Source organism: Dyadobacter sp. CY312 (genome assembly GCF_021390535.1).
Taxonomy (GTDB): Bacteria; Bacteroidota; Bacteroidia; order Cytophagales; family Spirosomataceae; genus Dyadobacter.
The window spans coordinates 240,184-262,641 of sequence record NZ_JAJUXG010000005.1 but is presented as its reverse complement, the minus strand read 5'-3'; the positions used below and the strand labels follow the sequence as shown (position 1 = coordinate 262,641).

Here is a 22,458-nt window from a genome sequence, read left to right as displayed (position 1 = left end):
TTCTTAGAATTTAACATTTACGCCAAATTGGTATGTAATGTTGCTCGGGCCATTCCCATTATCCAGTGCAGTAGTAGCGTATTCAGGATCCCAGCCTTTGTACTTGGTAAAAGTGAATGGGTTCAATACGTTTCCGTATACTCTCAATGATTTCACTTTAATTCTTTCCAATGTTTTGGTTGGAAGTGTGTAACCAAGGGTAATGTTCCGAAGCTTCACAAAAGAGGCATTGGTGTACATCGCATTGTTTCCACCATAAGGACCACGGTTTACATAGTGAGCAAATTCGGCATTTTCGTTACCTGCACCACTTGTTCCCCAGGTTGCAGTTGGCTGACCGGCAGCTCCTGTTCCCCAGGTATTCCAGTCGTAACGGTCAACGCCCGGTGGTACGTAGTAGTCGAAGTTGATTTTTGGCCTGCCGCGTTGGTTGTTTTGCGGACCAAATTCTTCAAGGAACCTGTCGCTCACAAACACACCCTGGCGGGTGAAAAAATTCAGTGCAAAATCCCAGTTTTGTAAACGAACCGTAGATGTTACGCTTCCTGTCCATGTTGGATCCGGGCTTCCAAGAATTACCCGGTCATCAGCAGCAGTGATTCTGCCATCGTTGTTAACATCCAATGCTTTTGCCTGTCCTGGCTGTTGTCCCCATTTCAACGCTTCTTCGGCCTCCGCCATTTTCCAGATGCCCGTCAAGCGGTAATCGTAAATGACGTTGATTGACTCTCCGATGAAACGTGCTTCACCCGGAACATCTTCTTTTTTACCATACAGAGATTCAATGGCATTTCGGTTGTGAGAAAATACGAAGTCGGTCGACCACTCAAATTTATCCGTTCTGACATTAACCGTTTTAAGAGAAAGCTCAATCCCTTTGTTGCTTACAGATCCGATGTTGTCTGTCATACTTGGCACACCAGACTCAATCGCAAGCGCACGGCTCATCAGAAGTCCGTCAGATAACTTGTCGTACAAGTCGATTGTACCGGATACGCGGTAGTTGAATAAACTATAGTCGATACCGAAGTTAATTTCACGTGTTTTTTCCCATGTAACACTCTGGTTTACAGGACGACCCGGTGCGAAACCCGATACCGCAGTTCCATCGAAGTCGTACCATACCAAACTTCCGGTTTGTGGAGTTTGCTGCGCACCGTAAGCACTGATCCCGTTGTTATTACCGGAGAAACCAACACTGAAACGGGCTTTCAAATCCGATAAGAAATTCGCTTTTGCAAAATCCTCTTCTGAAATTCTCCATGCCAAAGCGGCTGATGGGAACGCCTGCCATTTGTCTCTCAATTTTGAGCTACCATCGTAACGAAGTGTACCCGTTACGAAATATTTTCCTTTGTAATCATAGTTGGCACGTCCTGCATACGAGAGCAAAGAAGTTTCCGCATAATTGGTATTCGAACTTCCGTTTACAAACGTTCCGCTAAACAGGTTATACCATTGTGAATCATAAGGTAAATTGTTCGAAGCCGCCTGAATCCGCTCGTAACGTGTTCTGAATGCGCTTTGAATCAGAGAAACATTGATGTTGTGTTTTCCTTCAAAGCTTTTGGTATAGTTCAACACGTTATCCCATGTAAACTCGAAGTTCTCGGTATTGGACTGAAATGCATGATCCTGGCTACGGTTTCCATTCACTACGCCATAATAACGACCTGTACGAGATCTGTTAAAACGCGGAAGCAACGAACTGCGGAAAGACAAACCATCCAGCGGGCGAAATTCTGCAAAAATGCTACCAAGAATATCATATCTGCGGAGCTCTTCGGTACCACTATTAATTTCCAGCAATGGATTTGGAGAACTTGTGAAGTTACCTGTTCCCTGGATCGACGCTGCTATACCAGGTTGTTCGATCAGAACGCCATTGTCATCGTAAGCGCTCAAAATATTTGGCATACGAAGCACGTCCCTGTATCCGTTCTGGCTACCAGAGTTATTGATCCCCATCGTCATGTTTACACTACCGCCTGCTGAGAAAAACTTGGAAGCTCTGTGCTCTGCGGAAAGTTTGAACGTGTAACGGCTCAAATCTTCGTTGATGAAGTTACCTTCTTCTTTTTGGTAACCCAATCCAAGGTTGTACGAAAGCTTATCACTGTTTCCTGATATACCGATGTAATGGTTTTGCTGCTGACCACTGCGTGTTCCCAGTTTCAACCAATCCTCATAATTCTGATCGTAAAGTCTTTGTTCCAGGAGCGGGCTATTTTGAAGAATAACCGATTTACTTGGAAGAGAATACGCACCATTGGCATATTGGTAATATCCTGATGTACGGAAATCGACCCATTGTCTTCCGTCCATGAAATCAGGAACACGAGCCAATTCTCTTACACTATAATAACCATCATAAGTAATAGAAGTACGACTTGAACCAGGTGTTCCGGCGTTTTTTGTTTTTACGAGAACAACACCATTCGAACCACGTGATCCATAAATGGCTGTTGAAGATGCATCTTTAAGAATGTCAATTTGCTCAATATCAGCCGGGTTCAGAAAGTTGATATCTCCCGTAACCACACCATCAACTACATACAACGGGTTCCCACCAGCAAGCGAGTTCTGGCCACGGATCTGAATAGCAAAGCCACCACCCGGTCTCACGGAGTTGGTGCTGATATCTACCCCGGCAACAGCTCCCTGAATCGCAGCCATTGCTGATGTGGTACCACGTCCGGCAATAGCCTTTGCATCTACCGAACCAACTGATCCGGTAAGGTCTCTCTTTTTAACCGTACCATAACCAACCACAACAACCTCGCTCAAACTCTTCACATCCGGAGCCAGCGTGATGTTGAGATCACTGCTGTTGGTTAATGCTACCTCTTGCGTGATGTAACCGATGTATGAAAAGATAAGCGTGGTAATATCATCACCAACTACAAAATTGAACTTCCCGTCCAATCCTGTGCTGGTTCCAACCGTACTTCCTTTTGCCTGAATGCTCACGCCCGGAAGCGGCTCGCCCGTATCATCTAAAACCACACCGGTAACAGTCCGGTCCACAGCAGATGTGCTGGAACTTGTTGCCTTTGGTTTCTGTGTAGCCTGTGGTTTCAAAATAATTGTTTTGCCCGAAATCTCGTAGCTCACCTGCAACTTCTGTGTCAGTCCGGTCAGTATGTCGGCAAACTTTGTGTTGGGCATTTCAAAAGAAATCTGGCGGTTGGCGTCGATCAACTCAGGGCTATAAAGGAAGTTAACACCTGCTTTGCTTTCCAGATATTCGAGTACCTTTTCAACTTTTCCCTGCTGAAAAGAAACAGAAATCTTCTGATTGAGAAATTCCTGAGCACGCGCGCTGGTTGCCTGCGATATACCAAAAAAGAGGAGAACCAAACCCAAGCCTAATGCCATCCTGCTCAGCGTTTTGGATCGTTTGTAGTACATAGTCATTTTTCTCATAAATCACTTTTTTTTGAATAAAGGGTTGTGTAAACAGCTTTCACACTGATTGCGCCAGATGAGTTAGTAAATGGGATAAATTGCATAAATTATTGAGTTATATATCGATTAGAGTATATCATCTTCTGTATACCCTCCAGAATGGATTTTTTTTTCGGATAAATGTAAATTTTTCAATCTTCCTGATTTTTAACTTGGTCAACGGGCATAAAAAATGGTTTTCGGCACCGCCAAAAACCATCTGTATTACCGGAGACAAGTAAAAACTATCGGCAGCCGTTGCCTGTAATCGTCACAGAATTATCTGTATTAATTTCAAAATGAAGATTGAGACCTAACGAAATCATCCTTAATTTTTCCTGCATTGGTTGGTCGCCCAAAGTTGCCGTCAGACTACAATCAGCCAGTTTTTCTTTGTCATAATGTATTTCAACACCATACGTTTCCCGTAGCGTCTGAAATACCTGCGACAACGGTGTACGCTTAAAATTGTAATTGTTGGTTTCAATTGGTAAAGCCGTTGCACTTTCCGGGTCAAAATCCACAATATGAGGTAAGAGGTCTGCTTTATTTTCTTTAAAATTCATTTCCTGATGCGCACTCAGAATAAGTGTTCCGGAACCGGAACCGTTCTTTGTTTCAGTGAGCGTTACTTCTACTTTACCTGTTTTTACCCGTACCGAAGGAGCCTCATCTTCCACATCACGAACACGGAAGCTGGTTCCGAGCACTCTTGTACTGAGGTGTGTGGTGGATACGATAAAAGGATGTGCAGCGTCTTTTGTTACCTCGAAAAAAGCTTCGCCCGACAGAAACACATTTCTGGTTGTGTCGCTGAATTTTTCTGGATATCGAATGCTGCTCGATGGAAATACAATCACCGTGCTGCCATCAGGCAACGTAACGGGTCCCGGAGATTTTTGTGAATTGGTAAAAGTAATCCAACCCGATTCTTCTCCCTTTTTCACCAATGCCCGCTGTATACTATTTTGCCCCGAATCATCTTTTGATTGTAACCAGGAATAAGCGAAAAGTCCGGATACAATAAGCACACTTGCTGCAACAGACAGCCAGTATAAACGTCGGCTTGCTGGTACTTCTCTTTCCGTTGTTTCGTTTAAAATTCGCTGAATATTAATAGATGCCCGCTCTTCTGATAATGGTAAAGACTCTTCCCCTAATGCCAGAATCGTATCTTTGGCTAGCCAAAAAACTCCCTCCTGCTCCGGATACAGTGCTCTCCACTCAGCCCAGTAACGGTCAAGTGACACAGTGGGGTTCATCACCCATTTCCGAAATTTGGGATCGCTAAGGAGCTGCTCTATATCTTCGTTGTTGGACAAATCCATGCAAATGAACTGGTATTGATATAACTAAATAGAGAGACATCCCTTTCTTATACCCTCGGAATTGAAACTATTTTTATTGGACGGGGGAAAAGCGTTTGTAATGGTGAAATGGAGGGCATTTCAAAAACCGAAAGACCACAGCAGAACTGGCAACTGATACCAGTGTTCGCGCAGGTAACTCAATCCTCTGTAAAGAAAATTAGCAGCTGTTTGTCTATTTATTCCCATCAGCTGTGCGATTTCGTCAACCGATGATTCTTCAAAGTATTTCAGATAAAGTGCTTCCCGTTGGCGTTCAGGCAAACCTGTTAACAAATGTCTGAGCTTTTTAAGATTGTAATCCCGGGTTTCCAGGTCAATAATCTGGGATTCCATATCCATCTCATCATCTCCCCACAATTCAGCAGGCACAGGCACCGAATTCTTTTTGATATCTAAAAAGACGGCGTTACGGATGGTTTTGAATAAATAAAATTTAACATTCTCCGGTGACCCCAGTGTAGCCCTGTGCACCCACAAGTAAACGAAACTATCCTGAATACAGTCCTCCGCTTGCTCACGATTTTTAGTAAACCTGGAAGCATAGTGAAAAAGAGCCGAATAATATCGATTCAGCAGTGTTTCGTATGCTTTTCTGTCCCCATTTTTAAAGGAGCTCCAAAGGAGAAGGTCGTCAGAATACAGTTTCATATCGCAGAACAATAAGCCATTGAAATTGCTGTTTTTGCCCCCCATTTCAGATAAAATCCGAGGGGAGCCCGGCAACAATAAAGGTTAGCAAAGCGATATTCTTAAATTTATACTCTTAAAAATCCTGACAATTATTAATAAAATTTCAGGGGTTAGTACAAGTTGAGTTTTCAGTAAATAGTCAGGAGTAGACAGTACACATACGGGTTTGACAAAAAAGAGAACTGGGATAATTTATCAGGCTACTTTAATAAAGGTTTCGCAAACGATACCTTCCTTACGAAGCACCTGAATCACGTCTTTATGTTCAAGATCTTCGGACTTGACTGTTAAAATGTGATCTCTTTCCATCAAATCCATACTGAACTGGCAATACCGACCACGAAGACATTCCAGCGCACAAATCGCTTTTTGAACCCTGAGCGGGCAATCAATATTGGTACGAAAGCTAAGCGTTTTCATGGTTTTTCAATTCTCCGGAAGGTTTAAAAGCAACTGATCCAACATCAGTCTGGCGGAGGCTAGATCAAGCAATTCTCCAAGCTGATGCAGTTCATTAAGGGAAAGTGTCACGCAGCTGCATTCGTTGAGTTGCCAAAAAGGTATGTTCCGGGTTTCCGGCTCGTATCCCATGGATTTATGAAAGTCGTGACATTCATGCACATCCTGAACCATCATGTGAAATTCGTCCAGACTACGGCTGAAAGTCAGTATACCAAATCCTATGGTAATGTCATTGCAATGAATGCACTGCAAAACATAACCCAGCTTCGCATCCAAATGGAGTGTTCTGAAATCACACATATTGATGTATTTTATAAATGACTGCAATGGTCAGAATTTAAATTATGATCAGGAAATTGGTTACTGACAACCGGTTCGCGCCAGAATCTGATTTGTTTCCACAATCAGGCTCGCTTCTATCATCATATCCAGCAACTGCTGAATTTCCGTTTCTGCAAAAACCAGATAGTAATTTTTCATTGGTGTTTGTGCGATCACTTCTTTACCATGGGTAGTGTAAAATGGATTCAGTCCCACCCTCTCGGTGAGAAGTTGCTTGAATCCTTCAAACTCGTTTTCAGAAAATATAAAAAGCGAATTATTAAAACTGACATTGTATCGTGCGCAGCACTCGCAATAACCCACATATCCATTCGGGCATTCCGACAAGGTTTTGGTATGATGACTCATTCTTCCGTGTAAAATTTTCTGAATACTGAATTAAGTATTGCAAAGTTAATTTTATTTAGACTTATTATTAATAAAATGTAAGATAAATTATATCAACATGATTTTCAGATAATTAGTCACTAATCATCATCAATCTATAAGAATTAGTAGGTGAATAAATCTGTCAAATCCCATCAGGGATGAAATATCAGTAGATGCAGGACAAGGCTAGGAATATCATAAGTGCCTTAGGTACGGAACGTTACGTACCTAAAGGCACTCGGTGTTCCTGACAAAAACAAATTTTCTACCAATATGTCATCCCTAAAGGGATTGAGTGATAATGGTGGAGAAAGTTTTATGATGGGAAATATGAACAGGCGTTTTGAAATCCCTCGCACTTCCGATACATCGCTCCTACTATCTGACTATAAATCTTTTAATCAGCAGTCAATACACACCTTAGATTTCAAATCCCGTCAGGGATGAAATATCGGTAGATACAAGACAAATCAAGAACATTCCAAGTGCCTTTAGGCACGCAACATTACGTACCCGACCGATCAGATTTTTAGAAAGTGAGAGTTAGTAGTTTTGCCCCACCAGGAATAACAGATGGACACAATTAGCTCAATAATCGACTCTTCGCCTGTACCTCTTTTTCCAGAATTTATACCAATACGGATTTTTAGGATAGGACCTGTGAGCGGCGAACCGGTTGACTACGATAGCGGCAAAAAGTAAAATCAGGGCCCCCGTCAAAACCGGACTCAATACATATAAGTACCCCAAACTTTTAATTTTTTCAGAACCAATATTGGCGATCAATGCCGTGGCACCTCCGGGCGGATGCAGCGTTTTGGTGATCTGCATGAAAACGATCGACAATGAAACAGCCATCGCAGAGGCCAGCCACAATTCACCGGGTAAAATATACTGTATGGTAACACCTGTGAAAGCACTTACCAGGTGCCCGCCGATGAGATTACGTGGCTGAGCCAGGGGGCTGTTGACCAGACCGTATATTAACACAGAAGACGCGCCGAAGGAGCCTATTAAAAATACAGCATCCATTTCGAGAAAGTTGTGACTGGCAAACAGTCCGATTAGCCCTATACCTAAAAATGAACCAATAAAGGTCCACATATGGTCTTTAAAATCAATAAGTGTTTCCTTGTAAACGACGTAACGGGCCAAACGAATTGGTCTGCGGATATGCTTTCTCAAACTTTTTTTCATTTAAAAATATAAATACTTTGACCTTGCAATCATCTCACTCCTTACTTCTCACTCCTACTGCTTAAACGATTTGATAGAAAGAACAGCGAAGAGCAGAACGAACGCCAGGATTCCGAGTGCGATCAGAAAGTTGGTGTTGTTACAGAGTGTTGCAAGCAATATGTTGATGGTGTGTGGCATGTGTGAAACTTAATTATTCCTCAGTTCTGATGGTCTGGAATTGGTAAATTCAAAAAAAGCGTTGCTGAATGAACCAACGTTCTGATAACCTACAAGATGCGCGATCTCGTTGATCGGCGTCCGCGTTTTAACGATCAATTCTATCGCCTGGATCATTCTTAATGTTTTCAGGTATTGAAAAAATGACATTTGTAATGTGGACTGAAAAAACCGGGAGAATGAGCGCTCGCTCATATTAAAATGACTGCTGACACCTTTCAGATCAATTGGCTGTGCAAGATGTTGCTGCAAATATTCGATGATACCGTTCATTCTTTCGTCTTCTGTCGAAGGAAGCATAATTGGCCGCGAATGAACATTCTGAGTAAGTAGTTTTTTCAAAGCGACCAGAAAATCAAAATTGTAATCGGCTCTGGTCACGTGGCTGCTATCCCAACACTCAGTGAATTTGATCATCTGGATCAATAATTCACTGGCAGGATAAATGCCCATCTGATTATAAAACGGATCTGTATGATCGTCTTCTGTATAATAATACAAAGACCTGAATACAGTGGCAAACTGACCGATCCTAACCACATGCGCGATACCCTTTGGTATCCAGAAAAAATGACGGGCCGGCACTACGTATGTCTTGTAATCGATTGTTATGTAAGCGATTCCACCTTCTACATAACTCAGCTGTCCTTTCTGGTGTGTATGTAGCGGTATCAGCTTTTCTGACTTTTCGTGCATCACAAAAACGGAGAACTCATTCTTATCAATATCAGGCAGCGAGGCGATCAGGCCCATAACTTATCGGTTGATTTACCCAAAAGTAAAAAGGCTTGGAGCGAAACACATAAGTTTGGCTGGAATAAATAAATATTAGTCCATTATTAAAAAAGAATATCACACTTATTCATGCAAAAGGACTAATCATTAGAAAATGAACCTGAACGTATTTCACGTAAAAAAAGGGGATTCTCTGCCGCCAGGCAAAAAATCCCCTTCAACTTATTTAACCTACATCAATAACTCAGAATACCTTTGGATACTTTCTCCACTTTGGATATATCGCTGTTGATTCGCAGCAGATGGATCAAATGTGGTACATCTTCTTTTCTGGCTGTTTCGAAAGCGACTACGCCAACAAAATCGCGCCCTCTGTTAATAAAATTGAGGTGTTTGATCCTGAGTCCTTTTACAGATTCAATGATAGAAGTGACACCGTGCAGGTTTACCGCGTTGCGGTACATAATCCTTAGAAAAACGACATTGCTCATACGATTAAGCATTTGAAATGGATAAAGGGTTAATGCAGGCCCCACCATTTTCCGCATCTGTTTGTAATCCGGTTTTCATTATTTCGAACTCTTTGTAGCCTTCGCGGCACCTTCACCCAGCAGCTCTTCCAGCTTTTTATGAAGCTCCTCTCCTGTCAGGTTTTTACCCACAATTTTACCATCCGGACTCAACAGGAAATTGGCAGGAATTGCTCTTACACCATACAACGCAGCAGGCTCGCTGTGCCAATATTTCAGGTCAGACACCTGTGTCCAGGTCAATTCATCTTTCGCAATGGCTTTTAACCAGGCCTCTTTGGTACGGTCCAGAGACACACCGAACACATCAAATCCTTTGTCTTTATACTTATGATATGCCTTCACCAGATTGGGGTTTTCCTTACGACACGGTCCGCACCAGGCAGCCCAGAAATCGATAAGCAGATATTTCCCATAATGATCGGAAAGTTTCACAGGTTTGCCTTCTGTATCGTTTGCAGTGAAGTCAATCGCTGGTTTTCCAATCGCTACTTTATCCATGGTAACAATCAGTTTTTCAAGTGTTCCCACATATTGCGTACCGTGTAATGACGGATCAAGCTGAGCAATATTCTGACGGATCTGATCGGGCGTGAGGCGGTAGGCATAGTTGCGATACAGCACGTACGCAGAAACGATAGATGCGGGGTTTTCCTTTATGAATTCATCAATTTTCACATTGGAACTCTGCCTGTACTTATCGAATACAGCCTGAGCCTCGGAGCCGGTAATCCTGCTATTTTTATAATACGAAGCCGTATCTAATACAACATGAATAGCACTGGCGTTTTGTACAAAAAGAAACAAAGGTGCCTTTTTTTGATCAACAGTGAGCCCGTATAATTCCGGTTGCTGAACTGCCGAGCGCAACTGAAACTTTCCGTTTTCAACCTTGGCTGAGTCCACCGGAAAAAACAATTTCTCCTGAAACTTTTGCAGATACACGTATCCAGACGTAACACCCGGCACGGTTCCTTCGATCGTTACTTGTACCGGCTTATTTTGAGCAACTGAAAAAGTACCAGCAAGCAACATTCCCAGAGTAAGCAGACGAATTTTCATATAAAGTCTATCAAATTTATAGACAAATGTATTCATTACTCAGATACGATCAAACTTGAAATGTGGTTTTTCGGGTATTTTACCTAAAAGCAGACCAATTCATGGTTAGTGCACATATAATATAAAGAATACTACTAATATTTTTTGCCACTGATTACACGAAGAGTCACGAATACATTATGTCGCTTATCAGTTAAAGTTCTTGATGGAAATTATTTTCGCTCATTTAGCACTTTACCAGATCCTGCTTCAATCTGATATGCACCAACTCGTCAATTCAATTTGACTCAATAAATATGATTATTCCATAATATCATTTTCTAATTACCAGGGCTTGGGGCAAAAAAAGACTACTAAACACCCTAATCCCCACTTTTCACATTTTATCGCCTGGCGGCCTGGTTCTTACTTTTTACATTTCACTTCTCACTCCAAAAAAACCACTTAACTCAACTCACTTTCCACCCATACCCCCCCATCAAATTATGCCGAGAATATCACCACTCGAAACAAGAGAACAGTCGACTGAAACACAGATCGCATTTATTCAGCACAAGACGATTTACAACAGCCGCATCACCAATGCAAAACCAACGCTGGGACATTCTGCGCTGGCTTTTAAGGTTTACATGCAATGGTATCCTTTGTTTGAAGAAGCCAAAACAATATTGGGTGCAAGGCTTGCAACGCATTTTGCTTTATCCATTTCCGAAGCATCACAATCTGATTATTCCAGCGCGTATTTCAGGAAAACGATCATTGACTCAGGCGAAGATCCGGAGCAATGGGTGGTATCAGATCAAGAACAAACGCTGTTGAATTTCGGACCGGCAATTGGAGAAAATAAAGGATTCGTGCCTGATGAAATTTTTAAACCAATTCGTAAAAAATACTCCAATGAAAAAATTGTGCTCTTCACGGCTTTTGCAGAAGTTATGATCGCAAACAACATCTTCAACAACGTGATTCAAACCCAAATAGACGAACACCTGCAACCCTGCGTACTTCAACATCAGACGGTTTAAAAGCAAGACTCACCATTTAATCCAGACATAAAATGAAACGATTTCCTAACCTTGCCACTCTAATATTTTCTTTGTTGATTGAGCAGTATTTGCCAAATCAATGGCTATCTATTTTTAGAAAGAATAGTGAAGCGTGATGATAAATATCAGCTGTCGTATTGCTCATACTGCCAGTTGTTATTTTGATTTCAGTAAAGAACTTGCATTATAAAAGTAATAGAGGCTGCCTTTGCGGGGCAACCTCTATAATCGTGTCCGAAACTCACCAAATCAGTATCAATATCCTGGATTCTGGTACATGGTTTCGGGATTGAGTTTGTATTCGTCGAATGGAATTGGATAGTATCTGTCTTTTTTACCAAAGTTGCTCAACTTGGCGGTTCCAAAATCCTCCTGTTTTTTTGTTTTGAAATACGCCACCAGCTCGTCGGTTGTGAAGGTACGCAGCAAATCAAACAGACGGTGATTTTCAAATGCAAGTTCAACACGGCGTTCGTGAAGAATTGCCAGTTTTAGTGTCGGGTATTTGGCAGTGTAAGAAGCGTTGCTTTTCATTACTTCGTAGGCAGGCATTCCGGCTCTATCCCGTACCTGATCCAGGAATCCGATCGCTTCTTGTTCGTTGCCAAGATACATGTTCACTTCCGCAAGCATCAGAATCACATCTGCATAACGCATCAATATCCAATCATTTCCACCCCATCCGTTTGTGGTTGCAGCAGGACTCGCATCACGGAATTTGGTAATAAAATAATTCCGCACGATCGGATCATTGGCAAATTTGATAGAAAACGCTTTTCTCAAATCCGTATCTTCATAGTCAAGAACCAGATCCTGAGTGATATTTCCGCCTGCTCCGGTTGAAGTAAATGGCGAATTGATGGTCTCCCCTTTTGCCTGATTGCTCCTTGCAATGGAAGAAGAAAAATTCACATCACCCTGGCGGTTTACCACCTGAAAAATAATCTCCGGGCAGGTTGATTTTTTAGCCACATCAAACACATCCGTGTAAGGAATTTCTTTCAACAATCCGAAAGAACGAAGGTTGTAAGCCGCTGTTAAATACGTTTTCGCTTCATTCAAATTTGCAACACGGTTTGCCTGATCCTGCGTTGTTGCCATTGTCAGGTAAACTTGTCCCAAAAGCGCATTTACAGCTGCTTTGGTGACCTTACCTTTGGTTGCAGCGGTTTGCACATTAGGTAAAGTGCTGCCAACTGCATCTTTCAAATCAGCTACAATTTGCTGGTAAACCACTGCTTCTTTTGCACGTACGGTACTGGCCTGCACCTCTGCAATGGTGATCAATGGCTTGGTTACCAAAGGCACATCTCCCCATTTCCGAACAAGATGAAAATAAGTGAGCGCCCGGATAAATTTCGCCTCCGCTTTGTATTGCTCTTTCAGGTTGTTATCTGTGAACGTAACCTTTTCGATGCCGTCCAGTACCTGATTGCTTCTTGAAACACTTTGATACAAAGCCAGCCAATGACTTTTTAAATAGCCGTTACTTGGCAGGATCGAAAAATCATTGAACTGAAAGGGTTCACCCGCGTTCGACTGGTTGTCGTCTCTTCCGGTATTATCCGACCGTTCTTCGTTGAATAAACCACTGGTTTCTCCAACTCCATTACCATTTCGCAGTAACTGATATACACCATTTACAGCCGCAAGTACATCGCTTTCTGTACGGTAATAGCTCTCGTTGGAAACAGCATTGGGATCTTGCAGATTGATAAAATCTGACGAACACGAACTCATAATGGCAAGTCCGGCCGCAACCACAACACTTGATATTTTATATTTGTAACTAAACATTTTTCAGAAATTAAAAGGTGATACGGGCTCCGATATTGTAAGCGCGGGCCAGCGGATATTTTCCATAATCTACACCCGGAGTAAGGTTGGAACCATCGTTGTAATCAACTTCCGGATTGTATCCCAAATACTTGGTAATGGTGAAGGCATTATCCACCCCAACACAAACTCTCAACGCGCTGATCGCATTTTTGCTGAGCTTGGAAATCGATGTTACGTTGTAACCCAGTGTCAGGTTCGTACATCTCAGAAAGGAACCATCTTGCAAATAGAAAGTGGAAAGACGTGTGCTGTTGCTTTGTGTTCCTCCTCTTGCAGCGCGGTACACCTTGCCATCACCCGGCTCTGCTTCTGAGCGGTAGCGGTTCAATACTTTGGAATACTGGTTACCGGAACCTTCCATGTTGTAGATGTAATAATCCTGTCCGTCGAGCACCTTGTTGCCATAACTTCCGTTGAAAGAAGAGCTAAAATCGAACTGTTTGTAGTTTGCCGAAAGCGCAAATCCGTAGGTAAATTTGGCATGAGGACTTCCGATAATTCCTTTGTCTGCGTCATTTACCACACCATCTTTGTTTACATCCTCAAAATAAAGATCACCCGGGCGCAAAGGATTTGTGGAAGCCGTTGAGCGTGCAGGGCCTTTCAATACGTAACCCGCAGGGAATGATTGCGTAGCAGAGTTGTATGCCGCATTGTCAGCAGCAATATTTTCCATATCTGCCTCTCTCACCATACCTTTCACCTTGAAACCATAGAACATACCAATCGGCTGACCTTCCTGTGTGATGTGCGTCAGGTAAGAGCGCTCTGCACCTGTACTGTAAATCGTGCTGGCACCTCCCATATTCAGAACTTTGTTGCGGTTCAATGAAAAGTTACCGCTGATGTTCAGGTCAAAATCATTGGTAGAAATCACACGTGCATCTGCCTGAATATCAAATCCTGTATTCTGAACCTTGGAATTGCGAAGATTCGTAAGAATTGACGAAGTTCCGGAAATGGCCGAAAGTGGTTGGTTGAACAACAAATCGTAAGAGCGGCTCAGATAATAGTTGGCCATGATCGAAAGACGGTCGTTGAACAAACCAAGATCCAAACCAACGTTATACTGTGAAGTCGATTCCCAACCCAGATTCAGGTCTTTGATTCCACTTGCCCACATGGCAGTATTCACCGAATTGTTCCCAAAAACAACTCCACCCGGTGCAGACATGGTTTGCAGGAAAGCGTAGTTACCAATGTTGTTATTCCCACTCAATCCCCAGCTTCCACGAAGCTTCATTGTGGACGATTTACCAAGGAAATCATTGTAAAACGATTCATTTGAAATGTTCCACCCTGCTGATATAGAAGGGAAATTACCCCAGCGGTTGTTTGGTCCGAAACGGGAAGAACCGTCGGTACGGAAAGAGGCCGTCAGGTAATATTTATTGTCAAAATTATAGACTGCACGCGCAAGGTATGAGATCAATGTCCAGTCTGTTTTGCCTGTTCCGTTGTTTCCTGTGTTCAACGAGAAGAAAGTCGCGTCTGCACCTTTACCTGTAATTTCTTCAATCCTGTCATTCTGAAAACCTTTGGAATTAACCTCTATGATATCGCGATTATTTTCCTGAACCGAGTATCCGGCTAATCCGTCGAAGTTGTGTTTGCCCCAATTTTTCCGGTAAGTCAAAGTAAATTCCGCCAGTTTGTCCATTTGCGAGGTGGTACGTGCAGTCGCATTGGCGGCAGCAATTGCCTGAGGTGAACCCGGAGGATTTGCTCCGCTACTCAGACTCGTAGGCAAATAAAACTCATACTTTTCATTGTATGTCTGCATCCCAAGATTGACCTTAAAATTCAGATCTTTCACGATTTCGAAAGTCGCAAAACCGTTGTAAGTTCCGCGCTGTCCTTTCCTGTTGATATGCGTTTCGGTAGCCAGTGCCACAGGATTTTCTATGGACTGGAATCCAAATCCGGGACTTAAAGCTGCCGCTTCATTTTTCGCCAGTGACCCGTCTTCATTGTATGCTTTGAAAATCGGCATATAAACCAGCGCACCCAATATCGGCCCCTGATGGAAACGACCTTCCTGAACTTCGCGGTTGGTATTGGAAGTGAAAGACAAATTCGCTCCCACTTTAAGACGCTTGTTTACGTCAGCATCAATGTTCGCACGGAAGTTTGTGCGCTCCTGTTTGGTACTGAGAATAATCCCCTGCTGATTGAGATGCCCGCCACTAATTGCATAACGCAAGCCATTTTGTCCGCCTGCGAAACTGATGTTGTGTCTGTTAACAGGCGCATTGCGGTAAAGCTCATTTTGCCAGTCGGTATTATACTTAGGCGTGATCATTTTCTGCGCTGCAAAATCGTAGATGTCAGTCGGGATGCTTACCGTTCCTGCATTCCCTACATTTTTGATACGGGTCGCATTGTCGTCCGAGAACATGGCGTCTGTCCAGGTTTTGCCACCGTTTACCATCAAATCCCGGTAAGAATTATTCCTTCCATCGATCATCAGCTGCGCAAATTCCGAAGAATTGAGCATGTCCACCTTTTTGCTTAGCTGATGCACACCGAACTGGTAATCGTATTCCAGTTTTCCTTTTCCTTCTTTGCCTCGTTTGGTCGTGATCAACACCACACCGCCAGCTGCACGCGAACCATAGATGGCAGCAGAAGCCGCATCTTTCAGAATATCAATGGATTCAATATCATTCGGATTGATAAAAACATCCGTTCCGGCTGGGTATCCGTCCACAACATAAAGCGGATCTGAACTTGCGTTCACCGAACCTACTCCCCTCACCCGGATTTTAGTTCCAACGTATGGCGCGCCACTCACCTGTGAGATCTGCACCCCGGCCACTTTTCCAACAAGCGCTTGTCCGACAGTTGGCGTGGTAAGATTAAGTTCCTTTGCCTTTACACTTGAAATAGCACCCGTCAAATCACTTTTACGCATCGTTTGATAACCAACGGCTACCACTTCATTAAGCATAAGCGCATCCTGTTTTAACTGGATACGGAAATTGGTTTGGTTCGACACCACAACTTCCTGCGCGATAAAACCTACAAAAGAAAATACGAGTGTGCTTCCTTGTTTCGCATCGATGATAAATTCTCCATTCACATCTGTTACCGTTCCGCTGCTAGTGTTTCCCTTTTCAATGACCGTAACACCAAACAAGGCCTCTCCGCTTTCATCAATTACCTTACCCGTCACCTTTGCTTTAGGTGCAAGTTTATTACCAATGATCGATTGGCTTTTTACCGGCGCAGCTCTCAAAACTGAACCCGGACTGAAAACCATAGCACCGGCAATCATCATCGGAATTACAGGTAAAAATAGTTTTTTCATAAAACGTATTTATTTAATTATAACAATAAGGTGTTATTTCAAAACTGATCTTACTTGATCGAAAAAACAGCCTGAATAAGCGCGCAAAAGTAGTCGCACACTGTTACGCCAATGGGTAGTGCGTATTATGAAAATGTGAAGTTTCGAAGATGGGGATTTTGGAAAACCGTTATTGTTTTCCGAGAATATGGACTGGGCTTACAGTTAAACATGAGGGTTTTCATGCTAACATTTGATATACAAAAAAACGAGGCAGCCCCGAAAGATTGCCTCGTTTGATTGATTAAAAATTTGCTATTGATTTTCCGGCAAGCGGCTTGAACATTATCATTACAAGCACACTAAAAGCCAAATGCTGATAGCTGACAGCTAAAAGCTAATAGCTACTACTACCATTCCGCCGCGCTACCGTCCTCATGTTTCCAGAGCGGGTTTTTCCAGTTGTGTCCTACTGCCGCCATGCGGCGTACCTGCTCTTCGTCGATCTCAATACCTAAACCAGGACCGGACGGAATATTTACATAGCCATCTTCATAGCTGAATACGGATTTATCGGATAAATAATCCATCAGATCATTGCCCTGATTGTAGTGAATCCCAAGGCTTTGTTCCTGTATAAAGGCATTGTGACAAGTCGCATCAACTTGTAAACAGGCAGCAAGAGCTATTGGTCCCAAAGGACAATGCGGAGCAGCGGCTACATCAAATGCTTCTGCCATGGAAAGTATTTTTTTGCATTCGGTGATGCCACCAGCATGCGACAAATCGGGCTGAATAATATCGGCATAACCCTGCATCAAAAGCTCTTTGAATTGCCAACGACTAAACATGCGCTCTCCGGTTGCGATCGGAATGCAGGTATGGTTCGCTATTTCTCTTAATGCTTCATTGTTTTCAGGCAAAACGGGTTCTTCAATGAACATAGGACGGAATTGCTCCAATTCTTTTGCCAGCACCTTCGCCATTGGCTTGTGCAAACGACCATGAAAATCTACACCAATATCCAGTTGGTAACCCACTGCCTCACGAATGGATGCTACACGTTCGAGCACCTTATCAATTTTAAGGTAAGAATCCACGTACTGCATTTCGTCAGTCGCATTCATCTTGATGGCTTTGAAACCACTTTCAAGAGATTTTCTGGCTGTGTTGGCGACATCAGCAGGCCTATCGCCGCCGATCCAGGAATATACCTTTATTTTATCACGGCATTTTCCACCGAGCAATTGGTATACAGGCGCGTTGTAAAACTTCCCTTTTATATCCCAAAGTGCCTGATCAATACCCGCAATGGCACTCATCAGAATAGGTCCTCCACGGTAAAAACCGCCACGGTACATCGTATTCCAATGTCCTTCGATATCCATCGGATCTTTCCCGATCAGCGATTCCATCAGCTCAATCACAGCCGCTTTTACAGTCGCAGCCTTGCCTTCAATAACAGGTTCGCCCCATCCAACAATACCTTCATCCGTCTCAATTTTCAAAAACAACCACCTCGGTGGAACCTGAAACAACTCGTAACTCTTTATTTTCATTTTATAAATCTTAAATCAATGTTGTAAGCAAAATTATTCAGTTCAATATCGTTTAGTCAAAAGCGCTCTTCTCCAATTTTATATCTGATAAATTTCAGACGTATTCTAATTTTTTCGAAAATCAATAATTACTCCTGAATCCATTTCAAAGCGGCATGCACTTTACTGTCCTGTTCAATCTCAGCAAAATTATCACCTCCTGTTACCAGAACGTCGGGAGAAATACCATTTTTATAGATCTGCCCTTTCCTATCTGCATAAAATGAGGTGGAAAAGAAGAAAGTAATGTTTTTCCCAACTCCATATCCCGGGACTCCGGTTGATCGTCCTCTTGTTGGCTCTCCAAAATGTTTGGTGTTTTGCATGCCATGCAGCGCTATTGCAACTGCCTCTCCACTGCTTGCAGTAAGCGGACCTGTAAGTACAGCAATTTTTCTAACTTCGATTTGGGATTTACATTTTTTGCCGGAAGTGGTCGTTTGCTGCTCTCCATTGTAGTAATTTCCATCCTTCATAATCCAGGTCGTTGATTCTTTTCGATCAGCATCCACATATGCTCCGATTTCACCATCATCCAACAATTTATTCAAACCTCCCAGCATCGGAAACATGGTACCACCTTCATTCAGACGCAGATCAATAATCCAATTTTGAGATTTCCCCTCAATAAGTTTACATATTTGACTTTGTATTTTTTGGTTAAATTCCTCACTTTTAACTCCTTCTGTATTAGTAAAAGTCGGAATACGAACGTAGCCTACTAAACCTGACAACTGCGCAGATACAATCTCCTTGTTATGTCCATAAGCCGCCTTTGGAGCATTATTGATTTCATTTTTGATATAGTCATTATCGATCATTACAAAGCCATGCTTGTCGTTCAAAGTGCGAAGAATCAACTGAAACGCAGGAACCAATTCATCTATATTGTTGGCACTTTTCGCAATTGCAGTTACTTCTTCTCTCAGTTTCTTCCAGTCGACAGTTTGTTTGTAAACAGAATTATGTTCGGCAAGTGTCATCGCCCTATCCATGTAAGCTTGCAAAATGGTTTCGGACGATTGTTTTAGATTTAAAGCAAATGTATGTCCACCCTGTTCCCAAGCCCCCGAAATTTTATCACTTCCAACCTTTGCATGAACCTTTGCATTTAATGCCTCGGAAAATTCAAGGAACAGACTGTCCCCTCTCAGATTGCATGTGGAAGCTTCAATATCATGAAGGCTTTGATCTGGAATGGAGATTTTTCCCTGCAAATTCCCAAAGAAATTTTTATCAAAAGCAAAGTAAATAGTCACTGAATCTTTACCAGCAGCGACAACGCCTTTCCAAAGCTTGTCTTGCAGATAAAGATGCTCTTCGTTAGTACAAGAACTGAACAGAATGGATATTAAGAGAATGAGAAGTTTAAACTTTGTATTCATTAAGGGTAAATTAAAAATTCTACAAGGCTGTTGCCTGTTATAATTTATTGTAGAGGTGAGTTTTATAATCGTGAGTCTAGTCAATAATGTAATTTTCTTCTCTGGCTTTATTCATGGTCTCTCTGGCTTAATCTTTGTTGAGCAATTTCTACTGCTTTATGTAGTTTTTCACGCAGGAGTTTTTGGGATGGCAGCGCGGTTAAATAGTCGGCTACGCGGATATTGCTTTTATCCAGTTGCAGCAATTCTACATGCTCTTCGTTTTTGCCGGTACAGAGTATTAGTCCGATGGGCGTATTTTCACCTTCAACCTGCTCGTACTTCTCCAGATATCTCAAATACAATTCCATTTGCCCTTTGAATCCAGCTTCAAATTCTCCGATTTTCAGGTCAATGGCTATCAGGCATTTTAATCTTCTGTGGTAGAAGAGCAGATCGATATAGTAATCCCGGTTGTCAATAGTAATTCTTTTTTGTCTTGCCAAAAAAGCAAAATCACTACCCATTTCGGTGATGAAACGTTGCAGCTCAACGATGATGCTCGTTTCCAGATCTTTTTCAGAGTAAGTATCTACCAGACCAAGAAAATCCAGAAAATAAGGATCCCTGAAAATCAGATCGGGACTTACTTTCTGTTCATTCTTCAGCATTTCAAGATCATTGATTATCGTTTGTTCCGGCTTCTTGCTGATGGCAGTGCGCCCGTAAAGCGCATTAACTGCCACAGCCACATTTTGCCTGCTTTGCTCAATCAGCTGCTTAACCTCTGTGGTAATAAGTTGTATGTTGGTATTTTCGGGAACCATAATTTTACAATATCTAATTCTCGTATCACTGATATGACAAACCTACTTGATTTAGATTTGTTTTTCCATCTCTCATTTCACTTTCGCTGCAATCTAACGATAATGGATGTTTTCAGGAAGTAATGCTGAGGAAACAATAACCGACAAATTCGGAAAATAGATAAGGTATTGGGAACAAAAAAAGTGGGATCCGACAACCGCCAGATCCCATTTTGCTTTTCACTTTTTACTCATCACCAGCTCACTCAATACCCGGGATTCTGCTTAATTCCTGAATTTTGATCCAAAACGTTTTGAGGAATTGGATTCATGTATTGTTTCAATTCAAATTTCACATTATACTTTTTCTCTTCTTCCACGCTGTAAACCCATTTTCCGGAGTTATTAGCAGGAACAGAATTACGGATTACCATGTTGTGACGTGCTTTTCCCATTACCTGCGCGGTGATTGCCCAACGTTTGCTATCAAGAAAACGTTTGTCTTCAAAGCAGAATTCCACACGGCGTTCTCTCTGAATAGCGGCTCTCATCTGCTCTTTGGTAAGGCCAGCCGGCAACGCCGCAATTTCAGAACGTAATCTTACCTTGTTAATGGCATCATATACAGATGCATTCGGACCGCTCACTTCGTTTTGGGCTTCGGCATAGTTTAACAACACTTCCGCATAGCGCAGGAAGACGTAGTTCTGCCCGCTTGCATCGGTACCCGGTGCAGCATCGGGATTGAGGCGTTTCCGCTGGTAATATCCCGAATCACCCACGTCCGTTTTGCCGGCCAGGTCAATCTGATTGGTACGGTCAGGATTTGGATAGGTTAAGTCAACACGGGTGTAAATTGTATCCGCTCTAGGCATCCAGTCAAGTTTGTAGGGAGCGCCGTCGTACACAATAAAATCATAGAACCGCTTCTCACGATTTACATAAGGTTTCTGCGGATCGTAGCCTGAGTTAGGATCGGTGATGGGTCTTCCATTCGCCATCGCAAACGCATCCACCAGCTCCTGAGTAGGATTGTAATTTCCCCATGAGCGATATTCTCCCAAAACGTAGGTCACGCCACCGCGACCTTCATAATTGGATCCCATATTGGCTACGTTAGCCACAACCTGCCTGTCCCAGATCACCTCCGGGTTGTATTCATTTGCAACACGCCAGAAGTTTTTCAGATCGGCAAACAGGTTGTAGTTTTTACCATCACCGTACAGATCAATAAACTGTTTGTTGGTAGCAGCTGCTTTGACCCATCTTGCAGGATCATAGTTGCCAAAATGAACAAACTTATCCGGATCAGAAAGGTAAGGCGTAGCTGTGTTAAATAACGGACTTGCTCCGAAAAGTTCTACCCAGCCTTTGAGCGCCAGCGCTGCACCCAGTGTTGCGCGTCCCGCGTCTTTATCAGAAGCAGCATACTTTACAGACAAATGTCCATTTTTTACCACCTGATCTAGTTCACCAACGATGAAGTCGAAAGTTTCCTGAAAAGATTTGCGTGGTTTTTTTAGCTCAGCTTCGGTCATTGTATTGCGGTCCAGCGGTTCTGTAATGATCGGTAAGCCGCCTACCTGCGAAAAGAACTCACTGTAAAAAAAAGCTCTCAAAAACTTCACTTCGTCAATACGTTTGTTAAAATATGCTTCTGAAAAATTACCTCTGTTTTCAGTCAGCTTTTGCAGGAACGTATTACACTTGCGTATTTTGACAAAGAAATTTTGCCATGTGTAGCCGTAGGTGGGGCCTTGTGTTCCACCCCAGGGGTTGTCTGTGCTTGTGGAAGGAACCTGGGTAACGCCCAGTCGCCAGTTGGATGCGGTGTAATAATGGCTGATGTTGTAGTCATCCGTATAATAATCCAGCGTTTCTGTCTGCGTCAGTTTGTTAGGGACTTCACTGTAAATATCATTCAGAAAAACATCAGCATTAGGCTCTGATTCCCACTGTGTCTGATCAGTCAGGTTGGATTTATTCACGTTCTCTAAAAACTCATCGGTATCGCAGGAAACGGATAACGTGAGCATTGCTAAACTCAACCCAATGATTCTAAAATGTTTTATGGCTGCTTTCATATAATTTCA

The 22,458-nt window shown here is 42.6% G+C and carries 17 protein-coding genes; 1 reads left to right on the top strand and 16 read right to left on the bottom strand.

The features are described from left to right. Positions 1 to 3: 3 nt before the first annotated feature. The 10 genes from LZG71_RS08755 to LZG71_RS08710 form a co-directional block, all read right to left on the bottom strand. The gene (locus LZG71_RS08755; protein ID WP_233819114.1) at positions 4 to 3,426 is read right to left on the bottom strand and encodes a TonB-dependent receptor; all 3,423 of its coding nucleotides are present in this window, start codon (positions 3,424 to 3,426) and stop codon (positions 4 to 6) included. 266 nt (positions 3,427 to 3,692) lie between these two features. Further along, on the bottom strand, positions 3,693 to 4,775 hold the full coding sequence (locus LZG71_RS08750; protein ID WP_233819112.1) for a FecR family protein: 1,083 nt from the start codon (positions 4,773 to 4,775) through the stop codon (positions 3,693 to 3,695). A gap of 120 nt (positions 4,776 to 4,895) precedes the next feature. After that, positions 4,896 to 5,465: an RNA polymerase sigma factor gene (locus tag LZG71_RS08745; RefSeq protein ID WP_233819109.1), complete on the bottom strand. Its 570-nt coding sequence runs from the start codon at positions 5,463 to 5,465 to the stop codon at positions 4,896 to 4,898. Positions 5,466 to 5,702: 237 nt separating this feature from the next. Next, positions 5,703 to 5,927, bottom strand: a complete 225-nt coding sequence (locus tag LZG71_RS08740) for a hypothetical protein (protein WP_233819107.1) — start codon at positions 5,925 to 5,927, stop codon at positions 5,703 to 5,705. Between the two features lie 6 nt (positions 5,928 to 5,933). Further along, positions 5,934 to 6,269, bottom strand: coding sequence for a hypothetical protein (locus LZG71_RS08735; RefSeq protein ID WP_233819105.1), 336 nt, complete (start codon positions 6,267 to 6,269; stop codon positions 5,934 to 5,936). A gap of 60 nt (positions 6,270 to 6,329) precedes the next feature. Continuing rightward, positions 6,330 to 6,659, bottom strand: a complete 330-nt coding sequence (locus LZG71_RS08730; protein WP_233819103.1) for a DUF6686 family protein — start codon at positions 6,657 to 6,659, stop codon at positions 6,330 to 6,332. A gap of 609 nt (positions 6,660 to 7,268) precedes the next feature. Continuing rightward, entirely contained in the window at positions 7,269 to 7,865 is a 597-nt protein-coding gene (locus LZG71_RS08725) for an HPP family protein (RefSeq protein ID WP_233819101.1), read from the bottom strand. A gap of 201 nt (positions 7,866 to 8,066) precedes the next feature. Further along, entirely contained in the window at positions 8,067 to 8,849 is a 783-nt protein-coding gene (locus tag LZG71_RS08720; RefSeq protein ID WP_233819099.1) for an AraC family transcriptional regulator, read from the bottom strand. Positions 8,850 to 9,067: 218 nt separating this feature from the next. Continuing rightward, positions 9,068 to 9,322 (bottom strand): hypothetical protein, encoded by a 255-nt coding sequence (locus LZG71_RS08715; protein ID WP_233819097.1) that lies wholly within the window; start codon positions 9,320 to 9,322, stop codon positions 9,068 to 9,070. Between the two features lie 78 nt (positions 9,323 to 9,400). Further along, complete coding sequence (locus tag LZG71_RS08710; RefSeq protein WP_233819095.1) at positions 9,401 to 10,423, bottom strand: TlpA disulfide reductase family protein; 1,023 nt, start codon at positions 10,421 to 10,423, stop codon at positions 9,401 to 9,403. A 485-nt stretch (positions 10,424 to 10,908) separates the two neighbouring features. On the opposite strand from LZG71_RS08710, the gene LZG71_RS08705 reads away from it, so the two are divergent. Further along, complete coding sequence (locus LZG71_RS08705; RefSeq protein WP_233819093.1) at positions 10,909 to 11,448, top strand: hypothetical protein; 540 nt, start codon at positions 10,909 to 10,911, stop codon at positions 11,446 to 11,448. Between the two features lie 276 nt (positions 11,449 to 11,724). Here LZG71_RS08705 and LZG71_RS08700 read toward each other — a convergent pair whose 3' ends face one another. The 6 genes from LZG71_RS08700 to LZG71_RS08675 all read right to left on the bottom strand — a co-directional run bounded on the left by LZG71_RS08700 (position 11,725) and on the right by LZG71_RS08675 (position 22,449). After that, positions 11,725 to 13,266: a RagB/SusD family nutrient uptake outer membrane protein gene (locus LZG71_RS08700; RefSeq protein WP_233819091.1), complete on the bottom strand. Its 1,542-nt coding sequence runs from the start codon at positions 13,264 to 13,266 to the stop codon at positions 11,725 to 11,727. Positions 13,267 to 13,276: 10 nt separating this feature from the next. Continuing rightward, on the bottom strand, positions 13,277 to 16,618 hold the full coding sequence (locus LZG71_RS08695) for a TonB-dependent receptor (protein ID WP_233819089.1): 3,342 nt from the start codon (positions 16,616 to 16,618) through the stop codon (positions 13,277 to 13,279). 389 nt (positions 16,619 to 17,007) lie between these two features. Continuing rightward, positions 17,008 to 18,156 (bottom strand): galactonate dehydratase, encoded by a 1,149-nt coding sequence (dgoD, locus tag LZG71_RS08690; RefSeq protein ID WP_233819087.1) that lies wholly within the window; start codon positions 18,154 to 18,156, stop codon positions 17,008 to 17,010. A gap of 128 nt (positions 18,157 to 18,284) precedes the next feature. Further along, positions 18,285 to 19,580, bottom strand: a complete 1,296-nt coding sequence (locus LZG71_RS08685) for a S41 family peptidase (RefSeq protein ID WP_233819085.1) — start codon at positions 19,578 to 19,580, stop codon at positions 18,285 to 18,287. A gap of 107 nt (positions 19,581 to 19,687) precedes the next feature. After that, complete coding sequence (locus tag LZG71_RS08680; protein ID WP_233819083.1) at positions 19,688 to 20,386, bottom strand: PDDEXK nuclease domain-containing protein; 699 nt, start codon at positions 20,384 to 20,386, stop codon at positions 19,688 to 19,690. A 245-nt stretch (positions 20,387 to 20,631) separates the two neighbouring features. Continuing rightward, positions 20,632 to 22,449, bottom strand: coding sequence for a RagB/SusD family nutrient uptake outer membrane protein (locus LZG71_RS08675; protein WP_233819081.1), 1,818 nt, complete (start codon positions 22,447 to 22,449; stop codon positions 20,632 to 20,634). Positions 22,450 to 22,458 lie beyond the last annotated feature (9 nt).

Bases quoted from the DNA above. Each gene is read 5' to 3' on its own strand.
- LZG71_RS08755 (WP_233819114.1), bottom strand. From the start codon at position 3,426: ATGAGAAAAATGACTATGTACTACAAACGATCCAAAACGCTGAGCAGG.
- LZG71_RS08750 (WP_233819112.1), bottom strand. From the start codon at position 4,775: ATGGATTTGTCCAACAACGAAGATATAGAGCAGCTCCTTAGCGATCCC.
- LZG71_RS08745 (WP_233819109.1), bottom strand. From the start codon at position 5,465: ATGAAACTGTATTCTGACGACCTTCTCCTTTGGAGCTCCTTTAAAAAT.
- LZG71_RS08740 (WP_233819107.1), bottom strand. From the start codon at position 5,927: ATGAAAACGCTTAGCTTTCGTACCAATATTGATTGCCCGCTCAGGGTT.
- LZG71_RS08735 (WP_233819105.1), bottom strand. From the start codon at position 6,269: ATGTGTGATTTCAGAACACTCCATTTGGATGCGAAGCTGGGTTATGTT.
- LZG71_RS08730 (WP_233819103.1), bottom strand. From the start codon at position 6,659: ATGAGTCATCATACCAAAACCTTGTCGGAATGCCCGAATGGATATGTG.
- LZG71_RS08720 (WP_233819099.1), bottom strand. From the start codon at position 8,849: ATGGGCCTGATCGCCTCGCTGCCTGATATTGATAAGAATGAGTTCTCC.
- LZG71_RS08715 (WP_233819097.1), bottom strand. From the start codon at position 9,322: ATGAGCAATGTCGTTTTTCTAAGGATTATGTACCGCAACGCGGTAAAC.
- LZG71_RS08710 (WP_233819095.1), bottom strand. From the start codon at position 10,423: ATGAAAATTCGTCTGCTTACTCTGGGAATGTTGCTTGCTGGTACTTTT.
- LZG71_RS08705 (WP_233819093.1), top strand. From the start codon at position 10,909: ATGCCGAGAATATCACCACTCGAAACAAGAGAACAGTCGACTGAAACA.
- LZG71_RS08700 (WP_233819091.1), bottom strand. From the start codon at position 13,266: ATGTTTAGTTACAAATATAAAATATCAAGTGTTGTGGTTGCGGCCGGA.
- LZG71_RS08695 (WP_233819089.1), bottom strand. From the start codon at position 16,618: ATGAAAAAACTATTTTTACCTGTAATTCCGATGATGATTGCCGGTGCT.
- dgoD (WP_233819087.1), bottom strand. From the start codon at position 18,156: ATGAAAATAAAGAGTTACGAGTTGTTTCAGGTTCCACCGAGGTGGTTG.
- LZG71_RS08685 (WP_233819085.1), bottom strand. From the start codon at position 19,580: ATGAATACAAAGTTTAAACTTCTCATTCTCTTAATATCCATTCTGTTC.
- LZG71_RS08680 (WP_233819083.1), bottom strand. From the start codon at position 20,386: ATGGTTCCCGAAAATACCAACATACAACTTATTACCACAGAGGTTAAG.
- LZG71_RS08675 (WP_233819081.1), bottom strand. From the start codon at position 22,449: ATGAAAGCAGCCATAAAACATTTTAGAATCATTGGGTTGAGTTTAGCA.